Below are 24,987 nucleotides of genomic sequence, written 5' to 3'. Positions count from 1 at the left end.
GGTTCGCCCGGCCGCTCCTACAGATTCATGAGCCTGTATACTGCGCCTCTCGTTTTGAACACTGAGGTCGCTGCATGCCATCCGCTATTTCCACCGATGTGCTGATTGTCGGCGCAGGCGTCGCCGGTCTCTGGCTCAACGCCCGCCTGCGGCGCCAGGGCTTTTCCACTGTGCTGGTGGAAAGCGCCAGCCTCGGTGGCGGACAGAGCGTGAAATCCCAGGGGATCATCCACGGAGGCGCCAAATACGCCCTGCATGGCGCCCTCACCGGTGCTTCGGAAGCCATTGCCGACATGCCGCGGCGCTGGCGCGAAGCCCTGGCCGGCACCGGCGAGCTGGACCTGTCCGGCGTGCGCCTGCTGTCCGAGGCCCACTACCTCTGGTCACCTGGCACTCTGGCCGGCAACCTCACCAGCTTCTTTGCCAGCAAGGCCGTGCGCGGCCGGGTCGATCAGGTCAAGGGCGAGCAACTGCCCCCGGCCCTGCAGGACAAGCGCTTCAAAGGCAAGGTCTATCGCCTGGCTGAACTGGTAGTGGATGTGCCCAGCGTTATCCAGCGTCTGGCGGACCTGGGCGGCGACAGCCTGCTGGCCGGGCAGAAAATCGAACCTCTGCTGGAAAATGATCAACTGGTGGGCCTGCGGGTCGATGAGCGCGAGATTCGCGCGCAACGCATCGTCCTCAGCGCCGGCGCCGGCAATGCCGACCTGCTCAAGGCCGTCGGCCTGAGCCAGCCGGCCATGCAACGACGTCCGTTGCACATGGTGCTGGTCAAGGGACCGAGCCTGAAACCCCTGTACGCCCATTGCCTGGGTGGCGGCCCCAAACCCCGGATCACCGTCACCACTCACCCAGCTGCCGATGGTCAGTGGGTCTGGTACCTGGGTGGCGACATCGCCGAGGCCGAAGGCGTGGCCCGGGAACCAGCGGCGCAGATCGCTGCAGCCCGCAAAGAGCTTTCTCAGTTGCTGCCCTGGGTCGATCTGAGCCAAGCGCAATGGGCCACCTTGCGGGTGGACCGGGCCGAGCCGGCGCAATCGGGGCTGACTCGGCCGGACAACGCCTACCTCGCCGAGCAGGATCGCCTGCTGGTGGGCTGGCCGACCAAACTGGCCCTGGCGCCGGACTTCGCCGATCGAGTCCTCGCAGCCCTGGAGCGCGACGGCATTCGTCCAGGCCACAGTGATCCCCTCCCCACCCTGCCCAAGCCCCCGCTGGCACAACCGGCCTGGGAGCAACTGCTGCCATGAGCCAGCCAACCCTGCACAACCTGCATCGCCCCATCGGCAGCACCGGACTGATGGTTTCGCCCCTGGGCCTGGGCACGGTCAAGCTTGGCCGCGACCAAGGGGTGAAGTACCCCAGCGGTTTCCAGATTCCGGATGACCAGGAAGCCCGCATGCTGCTCAAGCTGACCCGCGACCTGGGCATCAACCTGATCGACACCGCCCCCGCCTACGGCCGCAGCGAAGAGCGCCTGGGCCCCCTGCTACGCGGCCAGCGCCAGGAATGGGTGATCGTCAGCAAGGTCGGTGAAGAGTTTGCCCACGGCGTGTCCCGCCACGACTTCAGTGCCGCTCACACCCGACTGTCCGTGGAACGCAGCCTGCAACGCCTGGAAACCGACTTCATCGACCTGGTGCTGGTGCATTCCGACGGCAACGACTTGGCCATTCTCGACCACAGCGAGGTCTACCTGACCCTGGCGCAGCTCAAGCAAGAGGGCAAGATCCGCGGCTTCGGCTTCTCCGGCAAAACCGTCGATGGCGGCTTGAAGGCTCTGGAGCAAGGCGATTGCGCCATGGTTACCTACAATCTGAACGAACAGGCTGAGCGGGCGGTCATTGACTATGCCGCCGCCCACCACAAAGGCATCCTGGTGAAAAAGGCCCTGGCCAGCGGCCACGTCTGCCTGAGCCCGGGCATCGATCCGGTGCGGGCCAGCTTCGAACTGCTGTTTGACCGGCCCGGTGTTGCCAGTGCTATTGTCGGGACCATCAATCCGTTACACCTGGCCCATAACGTGGCGACCGTGGCACAGGTTCTAGGCAAAAACTGATGCCGCCGACGCGGCCGACCCCGACGCAAGAAGGAGCCGAGATGTCGCGACCGCTGATTAGAAAGAATCCCAGCAACTTCAAGACCCTGCCCCTGTTCGTCGAAGCGACTCCCGAAGGCCTCTGCTACCAGAGCGTCGGGATGCCGCTGAACTTCGCTCAGACCTTGCAGCGCCGACGCGCAGTGACGGTAGCCGACAACGAAAGGTTTGCCTTGGAACTGGCCAACCTCGGGGTTTCGGTACGCCTGACCCTGCACTGGCAGAACCGTGACTACTGGGTGCTGGTGCGCCAGCGACGCCAGGACCGCGGTGACGTGGTGCTCAAGCTGATCTCCGGCTACGTGCCCGCCCATGAACTGAACCTGCCGCTGCACACGGCCATCCAGGAAATCGCCGAGGAATGCCTGCTGGAAACCCCGGAAGGCTGGCTCGGCGGGCGCTTCAACGACACTTGGCTACCCGCCCCTTACGCCGGGGCCCTGCATTACCGCGAGGCTCTGCCCTTTCGCCTGACTCCGCTGTCCGGAGCCGCGCGACCGGTACGCTGCGCCAACCTGCAACTGCTGGAGCGACCCCGGGCCTATGTGCACCTGCCCACCGCCTCCTTGCAACTGATCTACGACCTGCGCCTGGACGTCCCCAAGGAAGCCAAGTCGCTGAGCCTGTTCCACGTAGACGAGCGGCTGGAGGGCGACCAGTTGGTGGCGCGGCTGGACCGCAAGCGTCCGGATCTCTACCTGATGCCCCTGGACAATGGCCAGCCCTGCGCCGAGCTGTACACCTTGAAGAAAGACCAACTGCACCCGGCCAGCACCCGCGGCCTGTACCTGGCGGAAAGCTTCGCCCAGCAGGACGGCTGGGTGGTGCGTGAGGAGCGGATTCGCTGGAAGGACTGGCTCAGGCAACGAGGCCTGAGCGAACCGGAAAAGGACTCGAAACTTTCGCGCCTGACCGGCAAGGCCCGGCAGATACTGCGCAAGATGGTTCCCGCCAAGGCCAGGCGCCAAGGCTGAGGCAAAAAAAAGCGCCTGGAACAGGCGCCTTTTTTCAGACTGTAGCCGTTACTGGGCCTTGTCGGTCTTGCGGATCTTCTCGACGATGGCGGTGGTGGAGCTGTTCTCCACCAATCCCAGCACCTTCACCGTACCGCCGTAGGCCGTGACGATATCGGCGCCTACCACCTGATCGATGCCGTAGTCACCGCCCTTGACCAGCACGTCCGGGCGGACTTGGGACAGCAGGTTTTCCGGAGTGCCTTCAGGGAAGCTGATCACCCAGTCCACGGCTCCCAGCCCCGCCAGCACCGCCATGCGCCGGTCGACACTGTTGATCGGACGTCCAGGCCCCTTCAGGCGGCTGACCGAAGCATCGTCGTTGATCGCCACGATCAATCGGTCACCTTGGGCCCGGGCCTGCTCAAGGTAGGTCACATGCCCGGCATGGAGGATGTCGAAGCAGCCATTGGTGAACACGATCTTCTCGTTGTGCGCCCGGGCATCATCGATGGCCAGCAACAGCTGGTCGAGACTCAGGACGCCACGCTCGGAACCTTCCTCGCGCTGGATCGCCCGACGCAGCTCCGGTGCACTGATGGCCGCCGTACCCAGCTTGCCGACCACAATGCCCGCGGCCAGATTGGCCAGGCCCACGGCGTGGGGCAGCTCTTCACCGGCGGCAATCGCTGCCGCCAGGGTGGAGATCACGGTATCACCGGCCCCGGTGACGTCGAACACTTCACGGGCACGGGCCGGCAGATGCAGGGCCGGATGCTCCGGACGCAGCAGGGTCATGCCGTGCTCGCCACGGGTCACCAGCAGTGCCCCCAGCTCCAGATCGTGCATGAGCTTGGCGCCCTTGCTCACCAGCTCGTGCTCGTCGGCGCAGCCGCCGACGATGGTTTCGAACTCGTTGAGGTTCGGCGTAATCAGGCTGGCACCACGGTAGATGGAGAAATCCTTGCCCTTGGGGTCCGCCAGCACCGGAATGCCACGGGCCCGCGCGGCCGCGATCAGCACCTGGTGGTTGCGCAGAGCGCCTTTGCCGTAGTCGGACAGCACCAGCACCTTGATGCCATCGAGCAGAGCGTCAACCTCGGCCGCCAGGGCCAGGGCGTCGGTGGCGAAGGGTTCTTCAAAATCGATGCGCAGCAGCTGTTGGTGACGGCTCATGACCCGCAGCTTGACGATGGTCGGCTGGTGGGCAATGCGCTGGAACAGTGCACGTACACCCGCACCTTGCAGGCTGTTAGCCAGGCTGTCGGCAGCCTCATCGTCACCGGTCACGCCCACCAGGGAAGCAGGCGCACCGAGGGCGGCGATGTTCAGGGCAACGTTGGCGGCACCGCCCGGGCGGTCCTCAATCTGCTCGACCTTGACCACCGGCACCGGCGCCTCAGGGGAAATCCGTGAGGTACCACCATGCCAGTAACGGTCGAGCATGACATCGCCGACCACCAAGACAGGGGCTTGATCGAATCGCGGCATGGACAACTTCATGGAGCATCCCACATACAAAATGAACAGGGGCGCGATATTAACACAGGGTTGGCGCCGCCTAGTTCTATGCCTTGAGTGAGGCCGGCGAAGATTTCCTGCGGTTCATTTGCGCGGCAACAGTTGCAGCAGCCGGCGGATCGCCTCCGGCAACTCCACGCTGGAGGTATCGATCTCGCAATCGGCTTGCAGTGGCGCTTCATAGGGACTGTCGAGGCCGGTGAAATCCTTGATACGGCCCTCCAGGGCCGCCTGATACAGGCCCTTGGGGTCGCGCCGGGCACAGGCATCGAACGGTGTGCTGATGTACACCTCGATAAACTGTCCGGCCCCGAACAGCGCCCGGGCAGCATCACGCTCGGCGCGAAACGGTGAAATCGCCGACACGATCACCAGCAGCCCAGCCTCCACCATCAGTCGCGCCACCTCGGCCATGCGGCGGATGTTTTCCTTGCGCGCCTCTGCCCCCATTCCCAGGTCACGGCACAGGCCACTGCGCACATTGTCGCCATCGAGGACGAAGGTATGCATGCCCAACTCGTTGAGGCGCAGTTCCAACAGGTTGGCCAGGGTCGACTTGCCGGCCCCCGACAAGCCGGTCAGCCAAAGGCAACAGGGCTTCTGCTGCTTGAGCGCGGCCCGGGCCTCGATGGACAGCGACAGGCTGTAGGGGCGGATCTGTAGTTGTTCCTGAGGTGCACAAGCGAGCTTATTCATAACCCAGCATCTCGTAGTCGCGTTGATAGACACGGCGCACCAGGCGACGAGTGCGTACCGAGCAGAATTCCCTGACAGGCGTGGTGCGGCGTTGTGCAGTGCCGTTGACATGGGGCAGTTGGGCATCGACCCCCAACTGCTGGCACAGCAGCTGGAAGTCACGTTGCAGGTGCTCCTGATAGCCGACGAAGTCCAGGGCCAGGCGCCCCAGGGAGTCGGTGAGGAAGTCGCTCTGGGGCGCAAAATGCATCTGCCTGTGAATATTCTCCGAATGCAGCCAGCGGCCGACGAAGTCGTCGAAGTCCCGGTAGTGCGTCACCAGACTCTGGGCCGCCTGATCCCGTCGCCCCAGGCGGTTGCCCCGTAAAAAGGCATAGGCCGAGTAGGCACGTTCCAGGGGATCACGGACGAAGGCGAACTTGAAACTGCTGGAAAACGCCTGTGGGAACTGTTGCTCATACCAGTACAGCGGCAGGTGACCCGGCATCCAGCCATCGAACAAGGCCGAGCAGACGCTGCTGCCGGCACACTTGGGAACGTGGATAAACAGGCAGGAATGACGGGCAAAAGCATCGGGAAAACGCACATTGGCGGACATGGACTTGTTCACCACCTGACGATCCACCACCGACAGGCGACCCAACAGGAAATGACGCTGGGTCTTGGGTAATAACTTCCACACAAAACGTTGCAGCATTGCGATACCCACGCGAGAAGGATGGCCCTCTCGATCCGTTCGAAGATTCAGGCGGGAACCATAACAAGCGAGAAACGCAGAATTATTTAGCCTTGGTCAAGACTGTAAGGCGGGTTATACAAATGATGCCAAGGTGCCTTGCACACCCTGGAGGCTCCGGGGAGCGAGCGGGCCCGCTCCCCGGGAAGACTCAGGCGATACCGCTGGGTGCGGGCTCTTCCAGGCCCATGGCATGCAACCGCGAGTAGTAGCCATTCTGGGCCAGCAACTGGGCGTGAGTGCCGCGCTCGACAATCCGTCCCTGATCCATGACCAGGATCATGTCCGCCTTCTCGATAGTGGACAGACGGTGCGCGATCACCAGGGTGGTGCGTCCCTTCATGACCTTGTCCAGGGCGGCCTGGATATGCCGCTCGGACTCGGTGTCCAGGGCCGAGGTGGCCTCGTCGAGAATCAGCAGCGGTGCATTCTTCAACAAGGCCCGGGCAATCGCCAGGCGCTGACGCTGGCCACCTGAAAGCAGCACGCCGTTCTCCCCGACCTGAGTGTCGAGGCCTTCTGGCAACTGGGCGATAAAGTCCATGGCATAGGCGTCGGCCGCTGCTTTTTCGATGTCCGCCCGTGGTGCGCCGGCCAGATCGCCATAGGCAATGTTATTGGCCACGGTGTCGCTGAACAGGGTGACGTGCTGGGTAACCTGAGCGATATGCCGGCGCAGGTTCAACAGACGGTAATCTTCGACCTCGGTGCCATCCAGGAGGATCTGGCCCTTGTCGTGGTGATAGAAGCGCGGGATCAGGTTGGCCAGGGTCGACTTGCCGCTGCCGGAACGCCCCACCAGAGCGACCATTTTTCCCGGCTCGACGCTGAAACTGATGTCATCCAGCACCTGACGCTCAGTACCAGGATAAGTGAAACTCAGGTTACGCACTTCCAAGTGCCCACTGATGCTGGCGTGCTCCACCGTGCCACGATCGACCTCAGGCTCGACGTCCAACTGTTCGAAGATGCTTTCCGCACCGGCCACGCCTTTCTGGATGGTGGAGCTGACTTCCGACAGCTGACGGATCGGCTTGGGCAGCAGCCCGGCCATGGTGATGTAAGCCACCATTTCCCCCGCCGACGCATCGCCACGCAGGTACAGGACCAGGAACATCAGCACCGCCATGGCGCTGTAGATCACCAGTTGCAGCAGCGGCGTGTAGATCGCGCCGGTGCGGGTCATGCGCAGTTGCTTGTCGGTGTTGCCCTGGCTGGCTGCCAGAAAGCGCTGCTGCTCATAGGTCTCGCCGCCAAAGCTGCGCACCACCCGATAGCCCTGGATGGTTTCCGAGGCAACGTGGGTCACGTCGCCCATGGCAACCTGGATCTTCTTGCTTTGCTTGCGGAATTTCTTGCTGGCGGTACGCACCATGATCGCAATCAGCGGCAGGATGGCAATCATCACCAGGGTCAGGCGCCAGTTCATCCATAACAGCGAGGCGAACAGGAAGATCACCGTCATGCCTTCGCGGATCACCACCTTGATCGCATCTGTCGCCGCCCCCGTGACCATGGTCACGTTGAACGTGATCCGCGAGATCAGGTGTCCGGAGTTGTGCTTGTCGAAGTAGCGATTGGGCAGGGTCAGCAGGTTGTTGAACAACTGCACCCGCAGGTCATGCACCAACCCCAGGGAAACCTTGGCCAGGAAGTAGTTCCCCAAGTAGGAGCCCAGGCCCTGCCAGGCAGCGATCAGCACGATCAACAGCGGCACCGCCTGCAGCAACCGCATGTCTCGCAAGTAGGGCACAGTGGGAAACAGCGCAGCCTCGGGATTGGACAGGCCATCGACGAAATACTTGAGGATGTAGCCGAGCATGGGCTGGGTCGAAGCGAAGATCAGGAACCCGACGATGCTGATGAGAAACAGACCAATATAGGGCCGCACATAGCCAAGCAGACGGAAGTAGATTTTCAAGCTCGAGGGGCTTGCGCTGGGACTGGAGTCGGTCATATCACGGGAATGTCGTCAAAAAGGAGGCTGACTTTAGCACAGCTTGTTCGAGGTACCGGCACTCCCAAGGGGCCGAGATTGTTCAGCTGACCAACGACACCGCCCGGTATTAATCGTTATGATTGCCAGCTTAACTTCCGGGATGAACGTCTAAGCATGCAACCCAATGCTCTTCGCAACACGTCGAATCGAGTATTCGATTTCATTTGCCTGTGGATTCTGCCGCTAGGGTATCTATTACTGCTCTGCGCGCTGTTTTTCCTCCCCGGCCGCAGCCTGTTGCACAAGCTGTACTACGGCCTGTTCAGCATCCCGACGCTGATTGCCCTATGCACACGCCCCAGCGAACTGAAAGGACTGCTGCGCGAACCTATCTTCATCGCCATGCTGCTGTTCTGTACCTGGGCCATCGCCAGCCTGGCCTGGAGCCCGCCGGTCGACAGCGTGCTGGGAGAGATCAAGACCCCTTTGCATACGCTGATGCTGTTTGCCGGCTGTACCCTGCTGGTTCGCTATCGCAATGACATATTGCAGCCACTGATCTTCTGCGCGGCGATCGTTGCCCTGCTCGCCTCGATCTTCAATCTGTATGTCTTCGTTCGCTACCACACCCCCGATCTGCGCATGGTGGGTGCCGGAGCCTTTGACAATCCGCTGCTGAGCTCCCACGTCTTCGGGTTCTTCTGCGTCTACTGGCTGAGCCTGAGCATGACCTGTCGCCGCTACCAGATGCTCTGGCTGAGCATTCCGGCAATGGCCATCATGTTTGCCGCACTGATTGCCACCGGTTCCAGGACGCCCTTGGTGGCGCTGACCCTGGCCGCTCTCTGGCTGAGCTTCATCAGCTGGAACCGTCGCTCGTTGATGCTGCTTGCGGGCATGGCAGTAGGCGGCGCGGCGGTCCTGCTCCTGTTCTCGCAGATGCTTCTGGAGCGTGGCAGCTCTTCGCGCTTCGACCTCTGGCGCCTGGCGCTGGAACAGATCGTCAATCATCCCTGGATCGGTCATGGCTATAACGCCAGCCTGTCCCTGGACCCGGGTATCGGCTTCCTCCTGGAGGAGCCACACAACTTTGCCCTGGGGGTTCTCTACTATGTGGGCATCTTCGGCCTGCTGCCGTGGCTGTTCATGCAGGCCTGGGCCCTGCTCAAGAGCTGGCAGCTTCGCGCCACCCCCTTGCTGATCCTGGCTTCCAGCTGGTTGGTCTTTGGTATTGGCGCCGGTCTGACAGAAGGCGGCGGGATTCTTTCGCGTCCAAAGGAGCACTGGTTCCTGCTGTGGATCCCCCTGGCCCTGATCGCTGCCCTGTGCATTCACCAGCGCGCCAAACGTTCGCCGCCCCTGCAGGTAGCCTCACTGACCCCGGCCGCAGCCGAACAACTGCTCGCCAATGCCCAGGTCATCGAAGCCGATGGCCTGGGGCCCAAGGTCCTGCGTCTGGAGGATGGCAGTTTCTTCAAGCTGTTCCGCCCTCGTCGCTGGTACACCTCAGGAGGGTTCAACCCCTACTCCGAGCGCTTTGCCGCAAACAGCGAGCAATTACGTGATCTGGGCATTATCACCCCGGTCATCCTGGGCCTGTACCGACTTGCCGACGGCAGCAACGCCGTGCGCTACCAGCCACTGCCTGGGCAGACCCTGCGCCAGCGCCTGCAATTGGCAGGCTCGGCAGACGAGCGCGCGCAGCTGATCAAGGACTTCGGTACGTTCATGGCACGACTGCATGAACAAGGGGTGTACTTTCGCTCGCTGCATCTGGCCAATGTGCTGGTGCTGGAGAATGGCGAGTTCGGCCTGATCGATCTTGCCGATCTGCGGGTTTACCCCTCCTCACTGAGAACTTCACTGCGCCAGCGCAATCTGCGGCACATGCAGCGCTATACCGAAGATCGTGGCTGGCTGTTCAAGGAGCACCTGAACGCACTACAGGTCGGTTATGCCCTGCCCACCTCGATGTCCCGTGCAACCGGCCTGCTCAAGCAACTGCCTGCGAGCGACGAGCGCCAAGGCGCCCACTGAAGCCCTGCACACCCACATCCGTACCCTGGTAGCCGCACAAGGCTGCCAGGGTATCGGGGCACAGGGGATTGAGCCGCTGAACGTCAGGCCTGACGCTGCCGGGCATAGGCCAGGAAGGCTTCGATATCATCGCTGCACAGCTTGTCGGCAAGCCCGTGCAACTCGGCTTCCGGCCAGTCCCACCAGGCACTCTGCAACAACTGCTGGCGCTGTTCTTCGGGGAAGCGCCACCGCAGGAAGCGCGCCGGATTGCCACCGACCACCGCATAGGGCTCCACATCCTTGGTGACCAAGGCCCCCGCCGCGACAATCGCGCCATGGCCAATGGTCACACCGGACAACAGTGTGCTGTTGGAGCACAACCACACATCACTGCCCACCCGCACATCGCCATTGGTGCCGGCATAACCGCTGATATGCGCGGCCTGGGGCAGCATTGCGGGAAAGGGATAGGTGCTGACCCAGTCCGCACGGTGGTGGCCACCGAGAAAAATCTGCACGCCTTCGGCGATCGAGCAGTAAGCGCCAATGCTCAGGGTCGAGCCTTCCTGCCAGTCATGCACCTCAGGCAAGCCATAACTGCCGCGGCCAATGCTGTAACCCGGATAACGCTGCTGGAAGCGCACCACGCCGCGTTCGATTTTCGGCAATTTGCGGATCGCACGCTTGGCGCGCTTTTCAAGAAAGCGTTGAATCCAGCCCATGCTCCGGCGCCCCCTTCAGTCTTTTTCCAGCGGCGAAAAATACAGACGACCCAGCCCACGCCAGGTTTTCTTGTTCCAGGCCTTGAACGGGATCTGCGACAACAATTCACGAGCCAGTTTCCGATCGCGGTTGGACACCTTGAGGAACATCGAGCTGAGGAACTTGTAGCGCACCTCCTCGTACAGCGGATGCTCACTGAACAAAGCGTAGGTGCGCAGGATGTTGTCGATCATGAAGCGGTGGTTCTTGTAGGAGTTGGTGGCGTGCTTGCGATAACGCGCCATCAATACGTTCAAGCCATCGATAAAGTAGCCCGCATGGGTGATCTTCAGCTCGATCAGCAAGTCCTCAAGGCGGATACTCGGGTCGAAACCACCGACCTTCTCCAGTGCCTCACGGCGAATCATCAACGTCGGCGCTGGCGGGTAAGGCTTGCGCTCAAGGAACATGTCATCGAAGTCCAGACGCCGGAACGGCACGTCACGGCGCTGGCGATTTTCGGGAAACAGGTTGCCATCGCTGTCGATCAACTCGATATTGCCGGCACAGATCCCGACTTCAGGCTTGCCGTCCAGGTACGCCACCTGGGTCGCGATACGCTCGGGCAGCATAATGTCGTCGGAGCCGAAGGGCACGATCAGGCTGCCTTTGGCCCGAGCGATGGCGCCATTGAGGGTATTGGTCAGCCCCTGATTCTGCTGGACGCGGAAGTCGAAACCATGCAACGCCTGCAAACGCCGGATACGCTCGACGCTGTCATCGCTTGAACCGTCATCCACAACCAGCAGTTCGATGTTCGAATAGGTCTGGTTGAGCACACTGAGAATGCTCTGCTCGATATAGGGCGCGTGGTTGTAGGAGGCGATGATTACCGTCACCACAGGTTGCTGGTCTGTCATTACTGCCTCTTGCCCGCCTGACTCAATCCCGAGTCAATCAATTGCAGGTACTCCTCGCGGAACACCTCGATATCATGTTCTTTCTGCAGATAGCGATACGCTTGCTGGCCCTTGTCGGCCAGCGCCTCATCGGAGAGCCCCAGGTAATTGTCCAGGGCCGCCTTCAGCGCCGGCACATTGGCCGGTTCCACCGCCAGGCCACCGGCCCCTTCGATCAGCGGCAGCATCGCCGGCACATTGGAAGCGATCACCGGCAACTGCCCGCTCATGCCCTCCAGCAGCGCCAGGCCCAAGCCTTCGGCCAGCGACGGCATGGTCCAGATGTCGAAGGCACGCACGTACTGCAGGGCGTTCTCCTTGAAGCCCAGCAGATGGGCCCGACCCTGCAGCCCCAGACGCTCGATCTCGGCGCGCAGATTGGCCTCTTCGCGCCCGGCGCCAATGATCGCCAGTTGAGTCTGTGGGTACTTGTCCTTGAGCTGAGCAAATGCCTGCAGCAGGTAAGTGTGGCCCTTGACTGGCACCAGGCGCCCCAGAGCGCCGATCAGGCGCACTGAAGGGTCCAACCCCAACAGTTCACGAGAGCGCTCGCGGGAATGCTGCAAGGCTTCGGCCTGTTCGATATCGATGGCGTTGGTGATCGCCCAGGTGTTCTGATCGGTGAAGCCGCACTGGCAATCCAGCAGGTACTGCTTGACCGCGGGCGACACACCGACAAAGCGCCAGTGCCGGTCGATCAGGCGCTGTGTCTGGCGCCGCCGGTAAAACCGGTCGTACTCACCAAAACCGTGGGAAATGCCGATGCACAGTGGGGCCTTCAACCAACGGTTGAGGGTCAACATCATGTTCACTGGCTTGAAGCGATTGCAGATCACCACGTCGAATTTTTCCTTGCGGCAGAACTGATACAGCCGCCACATGGCCCGCAGGCGCATGCCCTTGAGAGACTTGTCGGAAAATTCGAAATACACCGAATGCGCAGCCCGGCTTACCGGATCGTTCGGCCCGGGGCGCCCCCGCAGGAAGGCCGCGGTGACTTCATATCGCTCAGCCGGCAAAGCCTTGACAATCTGCTCGGCCAGATCGGCGAAGTCGTGAGACTTGACGTTGTAGTCCGGCTGCAGCTGCAGGACCTTGAAGCGCTGGCTCATAACTCTCCCCGATGAAAACCTGTGGCATCGATGACCCAGGACGACTCGCTGGCCAGGGCCTGGACTTCCTGGGCATCATGCTCCGGCAAGTCCGACCACTCATTGCGCTTCCAACACACAAAGTGGAAATACGGAAAACTGCGGGCGCCGTCGCGGTCATTGGTCAGATGCCCATCCTTCCAGTACCAGCGCGTCGGAAAATCACGACTGCCGTCATGCCAATCGATCACTCCGCCCGGCGTACTGAACGCCTCAGTGAACTCGCTGCGACGGCGCCATGGATTGAACTTGCCCACCAGCTTGAACAGCGGCTTCGGGAAGTTCTTGCGCCAGAGAAAAATCCGACTGAACGCCCCTTCATCCAGTGCGTGATGCTGCTGATCGGTAAAGCGCGTCTGCCAGTCCTTGATCTGCCTGAACAACTCAAGCTGGCGGGCGCTGTTGCGTATCAGGCACAAGTGCCCAGCGACGCGACGCTCGTGGGTGGAGAACAGGTCATACTTCGCCAGACGATCCGCGGTGAAGTAGGCCCGCAGGTCACCGTAGACCAGGTCGATATCGCCGAAAGCCCAGAAGTCGTAGCCCTCCAGCCGATCAATATGGATATACCCCATTGCTGGCCTGATATCACAGAGCTTGTAGGCCGCATTGGGCGCAAAATCGATGTTCAGGCGCTGGGATACCAAAGCGCAGTAATCAGCAAAGCTGATGCTTTCAAACTGGACGTTAGGCGGCAGATTCTCCGGAGTCCCGCAATCGCTGAAAAACAACCAGTCGATATCCGGATTGCGTCGGCAGCTTTCGAGAAAAAACGGCAGCCAGAATGGCCAGCGCCCGAAATAGGGCATGAGAAACAGGATTCGCGGGCGTGGATTGATCACAAAAGACTCGCTGTCAGGTTAGGGGCACAACAGATTCCTGTGTTTATGCCGGTTTTATCGCTGCCGCAACAGCCAGAACAGTTCGTGCCGCCGTACTGCCTTGCGAAAGAACTCATTCTCTCCCAGGGTCGAAGGCACTCTACTAGCCAGAAGCCATTGTATCGACCTGCGCAGACGCCGCTTGAACGGCATTCTCGGCTGCAGGTCATGCATCATGCCCAAGGCCATGGCCTTGTCATATTGCTCAACCTGGGACAGTGGCAAGCACCAGGGACGCAACACTGTCGTCGAATCGAACACCGGCGGCAAAGCAATGCCCGCCCCCGAATCGCCCATCGGCCAACGATCATTGTCATGCAGGTGATTGGCATAGCCGAGCACAGTGGTCGGTTGCCAGTCCAAGCCCTCCAGCGCCTGCATCACCGCCACCTGGGCGCAGATATGGTCGGGATGAGGGTCCAGTGACGGGTGCGGCAACACCAGCACTTCGGGCCGCGCCTTGAGCAGCAGCTCGCGCAGATCAGCCAACAGGTTGTCCCAGGTCGGCAACCCATCTCGATCGGCGGGCAGCGGGAACGGATTGAACTGGCGGAACAGGCGGATATCGCTCAACTGCGCCTCACGCGAGGCCACCGGCTGCTGCGCAGCGGCCTGCATGGCGGGTAGCTGCAGGCAGAAGTACCCCAGCTGCACGCACTGGGCTTCAGGCACTCCAGCCCAACGCGGCACGGCAATACTGTCCCAGGCCCGCAAGCGACCCTTGATTCGCGCCGCCTCAACTGGGTTCATACCCATGGCCTGATAATGCTCGGCCTCGATTTCCCCCGCTGTCAGGGTCACGATCCAGGCTTCGTCGGCCTGGCTGTACAAGCCAAAGGCTGCCAGTTCGGCATCGTCGGCATGGGGAGCGATCACCATCACTCGCTGGCGCCGGTAGTCGGGATCGCGCCAGGCCATCAACTGGGGCTGGACCCGAATCCGACAGAAACGCCCGCGCAGTTGCAGCTCGCCACCGATCAGGGGGCCAGCCAGGCCGCTAAGGTTGAGATAACGCAGGCCATTGACCCCACGCTCGAACGCTTGACGGTCGAGCGTTGGGCCGCCCAGCACTTCAATGGCCGGATCGAGAAAGCGTCCGATCCAGGAACTCTTGACCTGAACCCCGAGGATCAGCGTCTCATCCGCGGCCAGCTCCTGCGCCGAGTCCACCAGCAGGCGCCCCGCCTCCAGGCGCACTGCGACCTGCCGAGCCTCGTTGCCGAAGTCGTAGCAGTAGTCATCCTTGGGCGAGTAGAACAGGTGATCGGCAAACCAGGCCTCATGGGCCAGCCAGCCGAGAACGGCCAGCAGCAGCGGCAACCACCAGGCCACCAGCACGCCAATCAGCAGCAACAGCACCAGCCCCGCCAGCAGGGCGATTCGTTTATTGCGCCGGTGGCGCTTGAGCAGTTGCTGTTTGCGACTCATGGATGGACTCACACCTGAAAAACCGGCACAGGATTGCACCAACGGTCCTTGTACTCACGGTCGGCGCGACCGAAGGAGAAACGCAGCGGTTTGTCCAGGGCCCGAGCCTGTTCCCAGGCACTCTGGGTGTTGAGGAAGCTCAGCACGCTACCCGGACTGAACTCACGCGTCTGCGGGTCAACACCGCCGTTGACGTACTCCACACTGATCCACTGCGGCGCTTCGACCCGGTAGATCAACTGCACGGCAATCGGCGCATCGTTGAGGAAAATCACCGAGCCGATCAGCAGCTCGCGCAAGCGTTCCAACACCTCGGCCATACGTTCGGCGCCAGTGGCCGGAAAGCCCCAGCGGCGCTGGAACAGGTCACAGTAAATGGCCGCCAGTTCAGCACTGGTGAAATCACTGACCGCGCGCACCACTCCGCCCGCCTCTTCCAGCAGACGCAGTTCGCGACGCTGGTTGTAGCGAAATTTCTTCGACAGCTCTTCAGGGGTACGGGCCATGGCCAATTGTTCGGCCTGAGGCTTGAGGGTGCTGAAGCGCCCTTCGTTAAGCGCAGAAAGGTAACGCCCGCGATGACGCAGCGGCACCTGGGCATCGGCGGCGGCCGGCAGGATCAGCTCGGCATTGCCGATGTCGAACAAGCCCTTCTTGCCGGCTCGCTTGAGCACGTCCTTGGACAGCGCCAGATCCCGCCCCCAGGTGGCAATGGCCGCCTGCAGATGGCCGTCCTGTTCCCAGGCCAGATAACGCACGGGAATCTGCGCCAGGTCTGCCAGTTGCTCCACCACCAGCGGATGAGTCGCCACACTGCCACCAAACCGCTGCCAGGCCTCGGCATAGGTCGACGCATCAATGACTGACCAGCCACGTTCGCGCCAGCCTTGAAATCGATTGAGCATCAGCCCCTCGCGGTCAGATCGGTGACTTGCGGCAAACGCCAGAACACATCGCGTACAGCACGGTCGGAGAAACGCTCGCGCAGGCGGTCGAGCATCAGTTCGGCACAGACCCGGCGCTGATGATCATCCATCGCGGCCAGGTGCTGCAGCCCTTGGGCCATATGCTCGGCGTCTCCCAGAGGAAACAGAATGCCCACGCCCTCTACCACTTCCTTTGCACCACCACAGGCGGTGGCCAGCAACGGCACACCGGCCGCCATGGCTTCCAGCAGGACCATGCCAAAGGGTTCGTGATCGGAGCTCAAGGCAAATACGTCGAACGCACGGAAATAGCGCCGAGCCTCCGGCACCTGCCCGAGGAACAACACACGATCAGCCACACCCAGTTCACGGGCCAGGGATTTCAGATCCTTCTCCAGGCGCCCGGTCCCCAGAATTGCCAGCTGACTCTGCTGAGGCAATTGCGGCACGGCGGCGGCAAAGCCCCGCAGCAAAGTGGCCTGATCCTTGTCCGGGTGCAGGCGTCCGACGTTGCCGACAATCCAGGCATCCGCGGACAGACCCAGCTCACTGCGGGCCTGGGCCGCGTCCAACTGGCTGGCCTGCAAGGCGTCCAGGTCGATGCGGTTGTACAGCGTCTGGATTCGCGCCGTAGGCCATTTGGGCAGGCAGGCACGCATGTCGTCACGTACCGCGTCGGAAACCCCCAGCAGGCTCAGGCGCTTGCGAAACAGCCCGGCGAAAATCTGCCGGCTACGGCGCTTGTAGTCGGAAAACGCGTGATGAACTCCGATCACCGGCAAGGCGGTCCCCAGCAAGGCGATATAGATCGGCTTGAAGCGATGAGCGATGCAAAAACTGAAATTGCGCGAAGCGGCAATCTTGCGCAGGTCACGAATGGCACCCAGCTTGAGGCCACGAATGGCCTTGGAGCTGTATTCCATGAACAGCACTTCATCGGACGCACAGCCGGCAGCCACATCGGCATCGGCGGCCCCGGTGAGAAACACCGTGGTCACCCGATAGCCGCTGCCCGCGAACAGGTTGGCGTATTGCCGAGCGCAGTCCAGGAACGGCCCGTCATAGCCGTGGCAGAACTGCAGCACATGGCGTTCAGCCGAGCGTGTCATAAGGGTCCACGCCGTCTTTGACCACCAGAATGTCTTCCATGATCAGGTACTGCAGATCGGAACCGTAGAACATGTTCAGGGCGTCGGTCGGCGAGCAGATCATCGGCTCGCCACGGCGGTTCAACGAGGTGTTCAGCGACACGCCGTTACCGGTCAGGACTTCCAACGCTTTCATCATGTCGTAGTAGCGCGGGTTGTATTCGCGCTTGAGCACCTGAGCCCGGGAGGTACCGTCTTCGTGAACCACTTCCGGCACCCGGGTCTTCCACTCTTCAGCCACTTCGAAGGTGAAGGTCATGAATGGCGCCGGATGGTCGACCTTGATCATCTGCGGGCCGACAGTGTCGAGCATCGACGGGCAGAAAGGCCTCCAGCGCTCGCGGAATTTGATCTGCTCGTTGATCCGGTCGGCAACGCCCGCGGCGCTCGGGCAACCGATGATCGAGCGACCGCCCAGGGCCCGTGGACCGAACTCCATACGGCCTTGGAACCAGGCCACCGGATTGCCATCCACCATGATCTTGGCAATACGCTCAGGCGTGTTGTCGATTTGCCGCCAGGCCGGTTTGTTCGGGTGACGGGCACAGGCCGCGATCACGTCTTCGTTGCTGTAGGACGGGCCGAGATAGACGTGTTCCATCTTCTCTACCGGCACACCACGGGCATGGGACACGTACGCAGCAGCACCCACTGCAGTGCCGGCGTCGCCGGAAGCCGGCTGCACGAACAGCTCTTTGACTTCAGGACGGGCAATGATCTTCTGGTTCAGCTTGACGTTCAGCGCGCAGCCGCCAGCGAAGGCCAGCTTGCCGGTTTCCTTGAGGACGTCGCCCAGGTAGTGGTCGATCATCTGCAGGGCCAGTTTCTCGAACAGCGCCTGCATGCTCGCGGCGTAGTGGATGTACGGCTCGTCGGCGATGTCGCCTTCGCGCTTGGGACCCAGCCACTCGATGAGTTTTGGCGAGAAGTAGAACCCCTTGCCCTTCTCTTTGTAGCGACGCAGGCCAATGACGTTGGCGTAGTCGGTGTTGATCACCAGTTCGCCGTTTTCAAAGCTGGCCAGACGGGAGAAGTCGTACTTGCTGGCATCGCCATAAGGCGCCATGCCCATGACCTTGAACTCGCCGTCGAGCATCTCGAAGCCGAGGAACTCGGTGATAGCGCCATACAGGCCACCCAGGGAGTCCGGGTCGAAGAATTCCTTGATCTTGTGGATCTTGCCGTTTTCACCGTAGCCAAAGAAGGTGGTGGCGTACTCACCCTTGCCGTCGATCCCGAGGATCGCGGTCTTCTCCTTGAAACCCGAACAGTGATAGGCACTGGAAGCGTGAGCCAGGTGGTGTTCCACCGGCTCGATCTTGATCTTCTTCGGATCGAAACCCAATTGCTCCAGGCACCAGACGATCTTCTTGCGATAGCGCTTGTAGCGACGGTTGCCCATCAGGATCGCGTCCAGGGCGCGGTCCGGCGCATACCAGTACCGCTTGGCGTAGTGCCAGCGCGCCTTGCCGAACAGGCTGATAGGGGCGAACGGGATCGCTACCACGTCAACGTCGGAAGGCTTGATCCCGGCCTGCTCCAGGCAGAACTTCGCCGACTCGTAGGGCATGCGGTTCTTTGCATGCTTGTCGCGCACGAAACGCTCTTCTTCAGCGGCGGCAATCAGCTTGCCGTCGATGTACAGGGCTGCTGAAGGATCATGGCTAAGGGCGCCGGACAGGCCAAGAATCGTCAATGCCACAGGGGTCTAGCCTCGTTTAGTCTGCATGCGGGCGCAGTGCGCCTTGAAAATAAAGTGTGCTCGCAAAGGGGCGAGAAACAACGAAAGGGCGGGATTATAACGTAAAAGCAGGGGCAAGCCTCTAGCGGCAAGCGGCAAGCCAGGGCGCTGCATCCGCCACGGCCCACAGCCGCTGCCAGCAGCAGCGGCTATAGGTCGCAGATCAGGCCTCGGCGCTATGGACCGTTTTGGGCAGCCGCTGATCAATCACTTGATACAAATTGCTGCTTTCGGGCCAGTTGCGCATGAAACGTGCGCGGTCTCGGGCAAAAGCCGGAGCAAAACTGCTCAGACTGGCGTGCTGACACATGGAATCGAGATCGATCAGGGCCCAGCGATCTTCCTGCCAGAACAGATTGTGACCCTTGAAGTCGCCGTGACTGATGCGCTCCTTGATCAACTGGGCAAACAGCTGATCCAGCGCCAGCAACTCCGACTCAGGCGCCTCGCCGCTGCCCACGAACGGCGCAAAACGCTCGATGATGTCCGGCCCCGGCAGGTACTCGGTCACAAGATAGGCCCGACGGCGCAACCACAGAAAACGCTGCTCCAGCACCGCCAGGGGCCTGGGCGTGGCAATCCCCAGGAATTCCAGGCGATTGCCTTCACGCCAGGAGTGCCAGGCCCGGCTCGGGCGCCAGAAACGCTTGAGCCAATGCGCCAAGCCCTTGATGTTGTAGCGTTTGACCACCAGGGTCCGCCCCGCGACCTCGACCCGACCAACGCTGGCGGCGCCACCGGTCTTGTACAGATGCCCCTGGTCCAGCAGGGCATCGGCCTGCTCCAGCACAGGCAGCATCGCCGCCTCTTCCTCGCGACGGATCGCCCGCAAGGCGAAAGGTCCGCGCTGCACGCTGAACAGCGTGCACTCACGGCCAACCTTGTTGAGAAAGTCCCGCAGGCGCCATCCACGTACCTTGCTCACCTGCTTTTCCAAAGCTTCCAGGGGCAAGGCATGCTCGGCATTGCTCAGCAGGTAATGCACCAGCAACTCTTCAGTGAAGGGCTCCAGGCTCTTGGGTAGCTGGGCGAAGAACACTCCCAGGTTTTCCAGGACCTTTTGCCGGGACAGGGGTTTGCCAGCCTCTTCGACACAGATCCCCGCGCCATCGATCAGGTGCAGCTTGCCGCCATGACGCAGCAGGTTGTCCAGGTGCAGGTCTTCCTGCCACAGGCCCTTGGCGTGCAGCAGGGCGATCGCCCCAAGCGCCTCAGCCAGCACGGCAGCCTGCTCATCGGCCAGCACCGGCAGCTTTTCCACCTGTTTCCAGGCATCGCCAAGGCTCTGTGCCCCTTCCAGGAACTCGAAGAGCAACCAGCCGCCCTCGCCTTCCTGCAAGCCGTCCGCCAGCAGCAGCGGCGTAGTCAGCCCCTGCTCCGCCAGCAGGCGTACGCCCTGCAATTCCCGCTGAAAATGCCGCGCAGCCTTGGGCCCCACCAGCAACTTGGCCAGCACCGGACGCCCACGCCAGACCCCGGCGCCAACATAGCGCTGTCCCGGCAGCACTCGCAGCAGGGTCAGCAACTGCAACTGTGCCGGGCCGGCGGCGTCCGCCAGCTCCAGACTCAGGGGCAGGGCCGGGCTGCGCCCGCTGTTTTTCAGCTCGGACAAACGCATCAGCGAGATTCCTTGTGACTGCTGCGAGCACTGAGGCGATCGGCCCAGGCGCCCACCAGGGAGCTGTCCGGGGGTTGATCCAGATAGGCCGCCAACAGGCAGCGCACTTCGTCGGCACTCCACACCGAAGCCCGGCGCAGCAAAGGCTCCAGGTCCTTGACCCGGTCGCGCTGACCGAACAGCAAGGGCCGGGTTTTCTCCAGGTCGATCAACTGCGCCTGATACCCCTCGCCATGGCCTTGCAGGAAAATATGCTTGGGATAGAAGCAGCCATGCACCTGACGCAGACTGTGCAGTTGCCGGGCCAGTTGCCCACAAGCCTTGAGCACCGCCTGGTGCTGAAGGTCACTGAGTTCATCCCAACGCAACAGCAGCGCATCCAGGTCGTCCCAACCATCCAGGGCCCGGGTCAGGAGTATGGCCCGGGACTCGCCATTGACCTTGCGCATGCCAAAGAACACCGCCTGCAACGCAGGAATGCCCAACTGCTGATAACGCCGGATGTTGCGAAACTCCCGGGCGAAACTCGGTTCGCCGAAAGGCCGATGCAGGGTCCGGGTCAGGTAGTTGGTCTGTCGCTTGAGATAGAACCCCTGCCCTTCCACATCCAGGCGAAAGACACTGCTGCTGCCGCCGCGACTGGTATTGGGCTCATCCACCGCATCCAATTGCGTGGTCCACAACTGGTCAAAAGTGCCGAGACCGTTACGCTCCAGTAGCGCACGCTCCTCGGACGCCAGAAAATCAGTCATTCGCGCCCCTCGAAAAATCTCACCACGTGGCGAATACGCTCCTTGTCGGCGGCACTCAGGCGATCGCGCTGGCGATACTGCAGATAGAAACGCAGGCGCTGAGTGGCCGACAGATGATATTTGGCCACCTTGTCCAGGCAGGCCAGGTCCTTGGTGATCCGGTACTTGAGCCAGAATCCACGCCAGAAATCGCCGTTCGGACAGTCGATCAGGTACAACCGATCCTGATCGTCGATCAGCAGGTTGCGCCACTTCAAATCGTTGTGGGTAAAGCGGTGGTCATGCATGACCCGGGTATAGGCCGCCAGCTGACGACTCACCCCGTCGACCCAGCGCCGATCCTTGAGCCGCGGATCGTTGCGGTCGGCCAGCACCGACAGGTCCTCGGTGCGCGGCAGCTCGCGTGTGATCATCGCCCCCCTGGCATAGGCCAGGCCACGACGCTCCAGGCCCCAGGCCACCACATCGGCAGTGGGAATTCCCCACTTGGCGAAGCGCTTGAGGTTCTGCCATTCGAACTTGACCCGGGGCTTGCCCAGGTAGCGCCGCAGGTTCTTGCCGGCACCGGTATAGCGCTTGACGTAGTAATTGACGCCGGCACGCTTGACTCGAATGACCTCAGACAGAGGGTCCCGGGTCAGATGCTCGCCCTGCAGGGAAAATACCGCTTCCAGACTGCCGAAGTCTTGCGCCAACTCGTGATAGGCGGGGTCCAGGTTCCAACTCGCCATCAGAGTGCGTCTCCGTACCGCTGCTTGCGTGCATAGAGTTTTTCCGCCTTGCCTTCGAGCCAGGACAGCAGCGCCGCTTCTTCGGCGAGGATCTGCCGCAGCGGCTGCTGGAAATAGCCCTTGAGGAAGCGCAACTTGTCGCGGCGCGTCAGGCCGATATCCAGGGCGGAGAAATACAGGGCTGCCAAGTCCTTGTTGCGCCAGCGCAGGGTGATCTTCGCCCGGGTCTGGGCACGATGCAGGTCGATCACCGAAAGTTTCAGTTCAGCGGGTGTGATGGGACGGTCGGTGTGCAGCAGGAAATGGCAGATGTAGCAGTCGCGGTGATTGACCCCGGCACGATGCATCGTGCCGGTCATGCGCGCCACTTCGGCGATCAGCGCCCGCTTCAGAGCAGGCGCGGGCGGCTGCTTGACCCAGTCGATACTGAAGTCTTCAAGGCTGACGGTGGGCGCCAGCTCCTCGGTGACGATGAACGAGTGCTGGTCCGCCGGGTTGCTGCCGCGCTCGCCGTAGGCCACGGCCGTCATGGTCGGCACGCCAACCTGATGCAGACGCTCCAGCGCCCGCCATTCCTGGCCGGCACCCAGCACCGGCAGCTTGGCGGTGATCAGGTTCTTGACGATCTCGCCCCAGCCAATGCCACGATGGATCTTCACGAAATAACCGCGACCCTCGACTTCCGTACGCAAGGTACGGCGCGCTTCCAGCTCACGGTAGACCTGGCCCTTGAGCCCCTCGACTTCGGCGAACGCATCACGTCCTGCCCAGAGGGTCTTGAAGGGTTCGGCAAGCATCAACTTCATCGGTGTTGCTCCGCCAGAATCACATCCGCAGCGTGCTGCGGCATGCTGTAAAGGTCGGCCGTCTCGGCGAACGCCAGGCCATTACGGCTCCAGGTCGCGCGTGCAGCGTCGTCGGTCAACAGGGTGGTGAGGTATTGATTGAGCTGCGCCTGCTCGAACGGCTCATCCAGCACCAGGCCGCTTTCGGCCTCGGCGATGTAATGGGCGTAACCGCAGACCGCGCTCACCAGCACCGGCAAGCCAGCCACCAGGGCTTCAAGCAGTACGGTGCCGGTATTTTCGTTGTAGGCCGGATGAATCAGCAGGTCGGCCCCCAGCAGGAAACGCGGGATATCACTGCGCCCCTTCATGAACTGCACCTGGTCGCTCAGCCCCAATGCAGCACTTTGTACCTGGAATACCTTGGGGTCGTCCTGGCCGATTACAAACAGCCGGGTGCGTTTTTTCAGCGCCGAGGGCAACGCTGCCAACGCCTTGAGGCTGCGATCCACACCCTTGGTCTTGAACCCGGAGCCGATCTGCACCAACAGCAGTTGGTCATCCTTCAAGGCGAACTCACGACGGAACTCAGCGCGGATCTCGGCGGCGTTGGCAGGTGCCCGGCGGTCCTGGGCAATGCCCGGTGGCAGCAGGTGGAAGCGCTCCAGCGGGGTGTCGTAATGCTTGATGAACAGCGGCTGCTGGACCTCGGAGATCATCAGGATCTCGGTCTTGGCATCCTTGGCGAACACCGCCCGCTCGTACTCGGCGAAATGCCGGTAACGCCCCCAGCGACGGTACAGGGAGTGCCGCAGGTTCTGCGCCTTGTCCTCGAAGCAGCCGTCGGCGGCGTAGTACACGTCCAGCCCCGGCATCTTGTTGAAGCCGATCAGCCGGTCCACCGGACGCTTGGCCAGGTCGGCCTCCATCCAGGCGCTGAGTTTTTCGTTGCGACGATGGTTGAACAGCGCCTTGACCGGCGCTACCAGCACTTCGAAGCCGGGAGGCACGTCGCCTTCCCAGATCAGGGTGTAGACGCGGATCTGGTGCCCGCGGCGCTGGCACTCCAGGGCTATGCGCATGAAGTCGCGCTGCAGGCCGCCGAAGGGGAAATACTTATAAAGGACAAAAGCCAATTGCATCAGCGCGGCTCCTCAGCCAGTAACAAGGTGCTCAGTCGGCTGGCGACACGCTCGGGGTTCAGGCGAGTGAAGCACAGTGGCCACTCGCGTTTGATGTCATAGCGCTGCTGATCCACAGCGGTGGGCTGGTAGGTGCATTTCTTCTGCAGGCACGGCGCACAGGGGAAGTTGCTCCCCAGGTGAATCTGCACCTTGCCATAGGCGCCGGTCAGGCCCGGGTTGGTGGGGCCGAACAGCGAAATGGTCGGAACATCCAGAGCGGCGGCAAGGTGCCCGAGACCGGTGTCCACGGCCACGCAGGCCTGAGCGTCAGCCAGCACCTTGGCGACTCCGGCCAGGTTCAGCTTGGGCAGTACCGTGGCGTTTTTCAGGCCATTGGCGATACGCTCCGCCCGGGCCTTCTCGGCAGCATTGCCCCAGGGCAGCTTGACCTCGACCCCGAGCATGCCCATGCGCTCGGTCAGTTCGCGCCAATAGGCCTCAGGCCAATGCTTGGTGTCCCAGGTGGTGCCATGGAGAAACAGCACAAAAGGCTTCTTGCGCGGCAACTCCACCAGCTTTTCGACATTCAGGCCATAGTCACCCAGCCCCTGGGGCAAGTCGTAGCCCAGGGCCACGGCGAACAGTTGGCGCACCCGCTCCACCGCATGTTGCCCACGGGCTACCGCCAGGCGCCGCGAGTAGAAACGCGAAGCCAGGGGTTCACGGGCAGAGTGCTTGTCCAGCCCCGCCACCGGGGCGCGCACGTAGCGGGTCAGCCAGGCGCTTTTCAACAAGCCCTGGGCATCGATCACCAAGTCGTACTTGGTCGAGCGCACGCTCTGTTTGAAACGCCGCCACTCGCCGCTCTTGATGGTCTGCCAGAGGTTCTTGCGCCAGCGACGGATCGCCACCGGAATCACCTTGCCTACCGCCGGATGCCAGGAGGGAATCTCGGCGAAGCCTTCTTCCACCACCCAGTCGAACTTGATCCCCGGGATCGCTCGCGCGGCATCGGTAAGGGCCGGCAATGCATGAATCACATCACCCAGGGAGGAGGTCTTGATCAACAGTACCCGCAA

At 61.9% G+C, this 24,987-nt stretch carries 22 protein-coding genes; 4 read left to right on the top strand and 18 right to left on the bottom strand.

Features of this window, described 5'->3' with window-relative positions:
* The first annotated feature begins 74 nt into the window (after positions 1-74).
* From ACSSVC_RS06465 to ACSSVC_RS06455, 3 genes are read left to right on the top strand one after another with little or no spacing between them, the layout of a single operon-like run.
* Positions 75-1,250 carry an NAD(P)/FAD-dependent oxidoreductase gene (locus tag ACSSVC_RS06465; protein ID WP_346634536.1) on the top strand — a complete coding sequence of 392 codons (1,176 nt, stop codon included), beginning with the start codon at positions 75-77 and terminating at the stop codon, positions 1,248-1,250.
* Positions 1,247-2,059, top strand: coding sequence for an aldo/keto reductase (locus ACSSVC_RS06460; RefSeq protein WP_346634535.1), 813 nt, complete (start codon positions 1,247-1,249; stop codon positions 2,057-2,059). Before ACSSVC_RS06465 ends, ACSSVC_RS06460 begins: the two co-directional genes overlap by 4 nt.
* A gap of 41 nt (positions 2,060-2,100) precedes the next feature.
* Positions 2,101-3,072 (top strand): metal ABC transporter ATPase, encoded by a 972-nt coding sequence (locus ACSSVC_RS06455; RefSeq protein ID WP_404938120.1) that lies wholly within the window; start codon positions 2,101-2,103, stop codon positions 3,070-3,072.
* 48 nt (positions 3,073-3,120) lie between these two features.
* Here ACSSVC_RS06455 and hldE read toward each other — a convergent pair whose 3' ends face one another.
* The 4 genes from hldE to msbA all read right to left on the bottom strand — a co-directional run bounded on the left by hldE (position 3,121) and on the right by msbA (position 7,961).
* Positions 3,121-4,554: a bifunctional D-glycero-beta-D-manno-heptose-7-phosphate kinase/D-glycero-beta-D-manno-heptose 1-phosphate adenylyltransferase HldE gene (gene hldE / locus ACSSVC_RS06450; RefSeq protein ID WP_346634533.1), complete on the bottom strand. Its 1,434-nt coding sequence runs from the start codon at positions 4,552-4,554 to the stop codon at positions 3,121-3,123.
* Positions 4,555-4,656: 102 nt separating this feature from the next.
* Positions 4,657-5,268, bottom strand: a complete 612-nt coding sequence (gene cysC / locus ACSSVC_RS06445; protein WP_346634532.1) for an adenylyl-sulfate kinase — start codon at positions 5,266-5,268, stop codon at positions 4,657-4,659.
* The gene (locus tag ACSSVC_RS06440; RefSeq protein WP_346634531.1) at positions 5,261-5,965 is read right to left on the bottom strand and encodes a sulfotransferase family 2 domain-containing protein; all 705 of its coding nucleotides are present in this window, start codon (positions 5,963-5,965) and stop codon (positions 5,261-5,263) included. Before ACSSVC_RS06440 ends, cysC begins: the two co-directional genes overlap by 8 nt.
* A gap of 190 nt (positions 5,966-6,155) precedes the next feature.
* Entirely contained in the window at positions 6,156-7,961 is a 1,806-nt protein-coding gene (msbA, locus tag ACSSVC_RS06435; protein WP_346634530.1) for a lipid A export permease/ATP-binding protein MsbA, read from the bottom strand.
* Between the two features lie 156 nt (positions 7,962-8,117).
* Here msbA and ACSSVC_RS06430 point away from each other — a divergent pair, with 156 nt between their 5' ends.
* The gene (locus ACSSVC_RS06430) at positions 8,118-9,980 is read left to right on the top strand and encodes an O-antigen ligase family protein (RefSeq protein ID WP_492612089.1); all 1,863 of its coding nucleotides are present in this window, start codon (positions 8,118-8,120) and stop codon (positions 9,978-9,980) included.
* Positions 9,981-10,063: 83 nt separating this feature from the next.
* Here ACSSVC_RS06430 and ACSSVC_RS06425 read toward each other — a convergent pair whose 3' ends face one another.
* The 14 genes from ACSSVC_RS06425 to waaC all read right to left on the bottom strand — a co-directional run bounded on the left by ACSSVC_RS06425 (position 10,064) and on the right by waaC (position 24,987).
* A complete protein-coding gene (locus ACSSVC_RS06425; RefSeq protein WP_346634528.1) occupies positions 10,064-10,684 on the bottom strand; it encodes a CatB-related O-acetyltransferase in 621 nt (206 codons plus the stop codon).
* 15 nt (positions 10,685-10,699) lie between these two features.
* Positions 10,700-11,584: a glycosyltransferase gene (locus tag ACSSVC_RS06420; RefSeq protein ID WP_346634527.1), complete on the bottom strand. Its 885-nt coding sequence runs from the start codon at positions 11,582-11,584 to the stop codon at positions 10,700-10,702.
* Positions 11,584-12,735 carry a glycosyltransferase gene (locus ACSSVC_RS06415; protein WP_346634526.1) on the bottom strand — a complete coding sequence of 384 codons (1,152 nt, stop codon included), beginning with the start codon at positions 12,733-12,735 and terminating at the stop codon, positions 11,584-11,586. The genes ACSSVC_RS06420 and ACSSVC_RS06415 overlap by 1 nt, the downstream gene beginning before the upstream one ends.
* Positions 12,732-13,616 (bottom strand): DUF6625 family protein, encoded by an 885-nt coding sequence (locus ACSSVC_RS06410; protein ID WP_346634525.1) that lies wholly within the window; start codon positions 13,614-13,616, stop codon positions 12,732-12,734. Before ACSSVC_RS06410 ends, ACSSVC_RS06415 begins: the two co-directional genes overlap by 4 nt.
* 54 nt (positions 13,617-13,670) lie before the next feature.
* Positions 13,671-15,083, bottom strand: coding sequence for a PIG-L deacetylase family protein (locus ACSSVC_RS06405; RefSeq protein ID WP_346634524.1), 1,413 nt, complete (start codon positions 15,081-15,083; stop codon positions 13,671-13,673).
* Positions 15,084-15,091: 8 nt separating this feature from the next.
* Entirely contained in the window at positions 15,092-15,988 is an 897-nt protein-coding gene (locus ACSSVC_RS06400; RefSeq protein WP_346634523.1) for an antimicrobial resistance protein Mig-14, read from the bottom strand.
* Positions 15,988-17,118 carry a glycosyltransferase gene (locus tag ACSSVC_RS06395; RefSeq protein ID WP_492612088.1) on the bottom strand — a complete coding sequence of 377 codons (1,131 nt, stop codon included), beginning with the start codon at positions 17,116-17,118 and terminating at the stop codon, positions 15,988-15,990. The genes ACSSVC_RS06400 and ACSSVC_RS06395 overlap by 1 nt, the downstream gene beginning before the upstream one ends.
* Complete coding sequence (locus tag ACSSVC_RS06390; RefSeq protein ID WP_346634521.1) at positions 17,102-18,859, bottom strand: carbamoyltransferase family protein; 1,758 nt, start codon at positions 18,857-18,859, stop codon at positions 17,102-17,104. The genes ACSSVC_RS06395 and ACSSVC_RS06390 overlap by 17 nt, the downstream gene beginning before the upstream one ends.
* A 202-nt stretch (positions 18,860-19,061) precedes the next feature.
* The gene (locus ACSSVC_RS06385) at positions 19,062-20,516 is read right to left on the bottom strand and encodes a lipopolysaccharide kinase InaA family protein (protein WP_492612087.1); all 1,455 of its coding nucleotides are present in this window, start codon (positions 20,514-20,516) and stop codon (positions 19,062-19,064) included.
* Positions 20,516-21,268 (bottom strand): lipopolysaccharide kinase InaA family protein, encoded by a 753-nt coding sequence (locus ACSSVC_RS06380; RefSeq protein ID WP_346634519.1) that lies wholly within the window; start codon positions 21,266-21,268, stop codon positions 20,516-20,518. Before ACSSVC_RS06380 ends, ACSSVC_RS06385 begins: the two co-directional genes overlap by 1 nt.
* Positions 21,265-21,999 (bottom strand): lipopolysaccharide kinase InaA family protein, encoded by a 735-nt coding sequence (locus ACSSVC_RS06375; RefSeq protein WP_346634518.1) that lies wholly within the window; start codon positions 21,997-21,999, stop codon positions 21,265-21,267. Before ACSSVC_RS06375 ends, ACSSVC_RS06380 begins: the two co-directional genes overlap by 4 nt.
* Positions 21,999-22,805 (bottom strand): lipopolysaccharide core heptose(I) kinase RfaP, encoded by an 807-nt coding sequence (rfaP, locus tag ACSSVC_RS06370; protein ID WP_404938115.1) that lies wholly within the window; start codon positions 22,803-22,805, stop codon positions 21,999-22,001. Before rfaP ends, ACSSVC_RS06375 begins: the two co-directional genes overlap by 1 nt.
* Positions 22,802-23,926 carry a glycosyltransferase family 4 protein gene (locus tag ACSSVC_RS06365; protein WP_346634516.1) on the bottom strand — a complete coding sequence of 375 codons (1,125 nt, stop codon included), beginning with the start codon at positions 23,924-23,926 and terminating at the stop codon, positions 22,802-22,804. Before ACSSVC_RS06365 ends, rfaP begins: the two co-directional genes overlap by 4 nt.
* Positions 23,926-24,987 (bottom strand): lipopolysaccharide heptosyltransferase I, encoded by a 1,062-nt coding sequence (waaC, locus tag ACSSVC_RS06360; protein WP_346634515.1) that lies wholly within the window; start codon positions 24,985-24,987, stop codon positions 23,926-23,928. Before waaC ends, ACSSVC_RS06365 begins: the two co-directional genes overlap by 1 nt.

This window comes from Pseudomonas sp. E1BtOHC1, from assembly GCF_058744285.1.
This window is presented reverse-complemented; position numbering and strand designations above follow the sequence as displayed.

What these genes read in the sequence shown, in the direction of transcription:
- ACSSVC_RS06375 (WP_346634518.1), bottom strand. Translation starts at nt 21,999, where the DNA reads ATGGCGAGTTGGAACCTGGACCCCGCCTATCACGAGTTGGCGCAAGAC.
- ACSSVC_RS06460 (WP_346634535.1), top strand. Translation starts at nt 1,247, where the DNA reads ATGAGCCAGCCAACCCTGCACAACCTGCATCGCCCCATCGGCAGCACC.
- ACSSVC_RS06400 (WP_346634523.1), bottom strand. Translation starts at nt 15,988, where the DNA reads ATGCTCAATCGATTTCAAGGCTGGCGCGAACGTGGCTGGTCAGTCATT.
- ACSSVC_RS06465 (WP_346634536.1), top strand. Translation starts at nt 75, where the DNA reads ATGCCATCCGCTATTTCCACCGATGTGCTGATTGTCGGCGCAGGCGTC.
- ACSSVC_RS06440 (WP_346634531.1), bottom strand. Translation starts at nt 5,965, where the DNA reads ATGCTGCAACGTTTTGTGTGGAAGTTATTACCCAAGACCCAGCGTCAT.
- hldE (WP_346634533.1), bottom strand. Translation starts at nt 4,554, where the DNA reads ATGAAGTTGTCCATGCCGCGATTCGATCAAGCCCCTGTCTTGGTGGTC.
- msbA (WP_346634530.1), bottom strand. Translation starts at nt 7,961, where the DNA reads ATGACCGACTCCAGTCCCAGCGCAAGCCCCTCGAGCTTGAAAATCTAC.
- ACSSVC_RS06380 (WP_346634519.1), bottom strand. Translation starts at nt 21,268, where the DNA reads ATGACTGATTTTCTGGCGTCCGAGGAGCGTGCGCTACTGGAGCGTAAC.
- ACSSVC_RS06405 (WP_346634524.1), bottom strand. Translation starts at nt 15,083, where the DNA reads ATGAGTCGCAAACAGCAACTGCTCAAGCGCCACCGGCGCAATAAACGA.
- cysC (WP_346634532.1), bottom strand. Translation starts at nt 5,268, where the DNA reads ATGAATAAGCTCGCTTGTGCACCTCAGGAACAACTACAGATCCGCCCC.
- rfaP (WP_404938115.1), bottom strand. Translation starts at nt 22,805, where the DNA reads ATGAAGTTGATGCTTGCCGAACCCTTCAAGACCCTCTGGGCAGGACGT.
- ACSSVC_RS06415 (WP_346634526.1), bottom strand. Translation starts at nt 12,735, where the DNA reads ATGAGCCAGCGCTTCAAGGTCCTGCAGCTGCAGCCGGACTACAACGTC.
- ACSSVC_RS06455 (WP_404938120.1), top strand. Translation starts at nt 2,101, where the DNA reads ATGTCGCGACCGCTGATTAGAAAGAATCCCAGCAACTTCAAGACCCTG.
- ACSSVC_RS06365 (WP_346634516.1), bottom strand. Translation starts at nt 23,926, where the DNA reads ATGCAATTGGCTTTTGTCCTTTATAAGTATTTCCCCTTCGGCGGCCTG.
- ACSSVC_RS06425 (WP_346634528.1), bottom strand. Translation starts at nt 10,684, where the DNA reads ATGGGCTGGATTCAACGCTTTCTTGAAAAGCGCGCCAAGCGTGCGATC.
- ACSSVC_RS06420 (WP_346634527.1), bottom strand. Translation starts at nt 11,584, where the DNA reads ATGACAGACCAGCAACCTGTGGTGACGGTAATCATCGCCTCCTACAAC.
- ACSSVC_RS06430 (WP_492612089.1), top strand. Translation starts at nt 8,118, where the DNA reads ATGCAACCCAATGCTCTTCGCAACACGTCGAATCGAGTATTCGATTTC.
- ACSSVC_RS06395 (WP_492612088.1), bottom strand. Translation starts at nt 17,118, where the DNA reads ATGACACGCTCGGCTGAACGCCATGTGCTGCAGTTCTGCCACGGCTAT.
- ACSSVC_RS06385 (WP_492612087.1), bottom strand. Translation starts at nt 20,516, where the DNA reads ATGCGTTTGTCCGAGCTGAAAAACAGCGGGCGCAGCCCGGCCCTGCCC.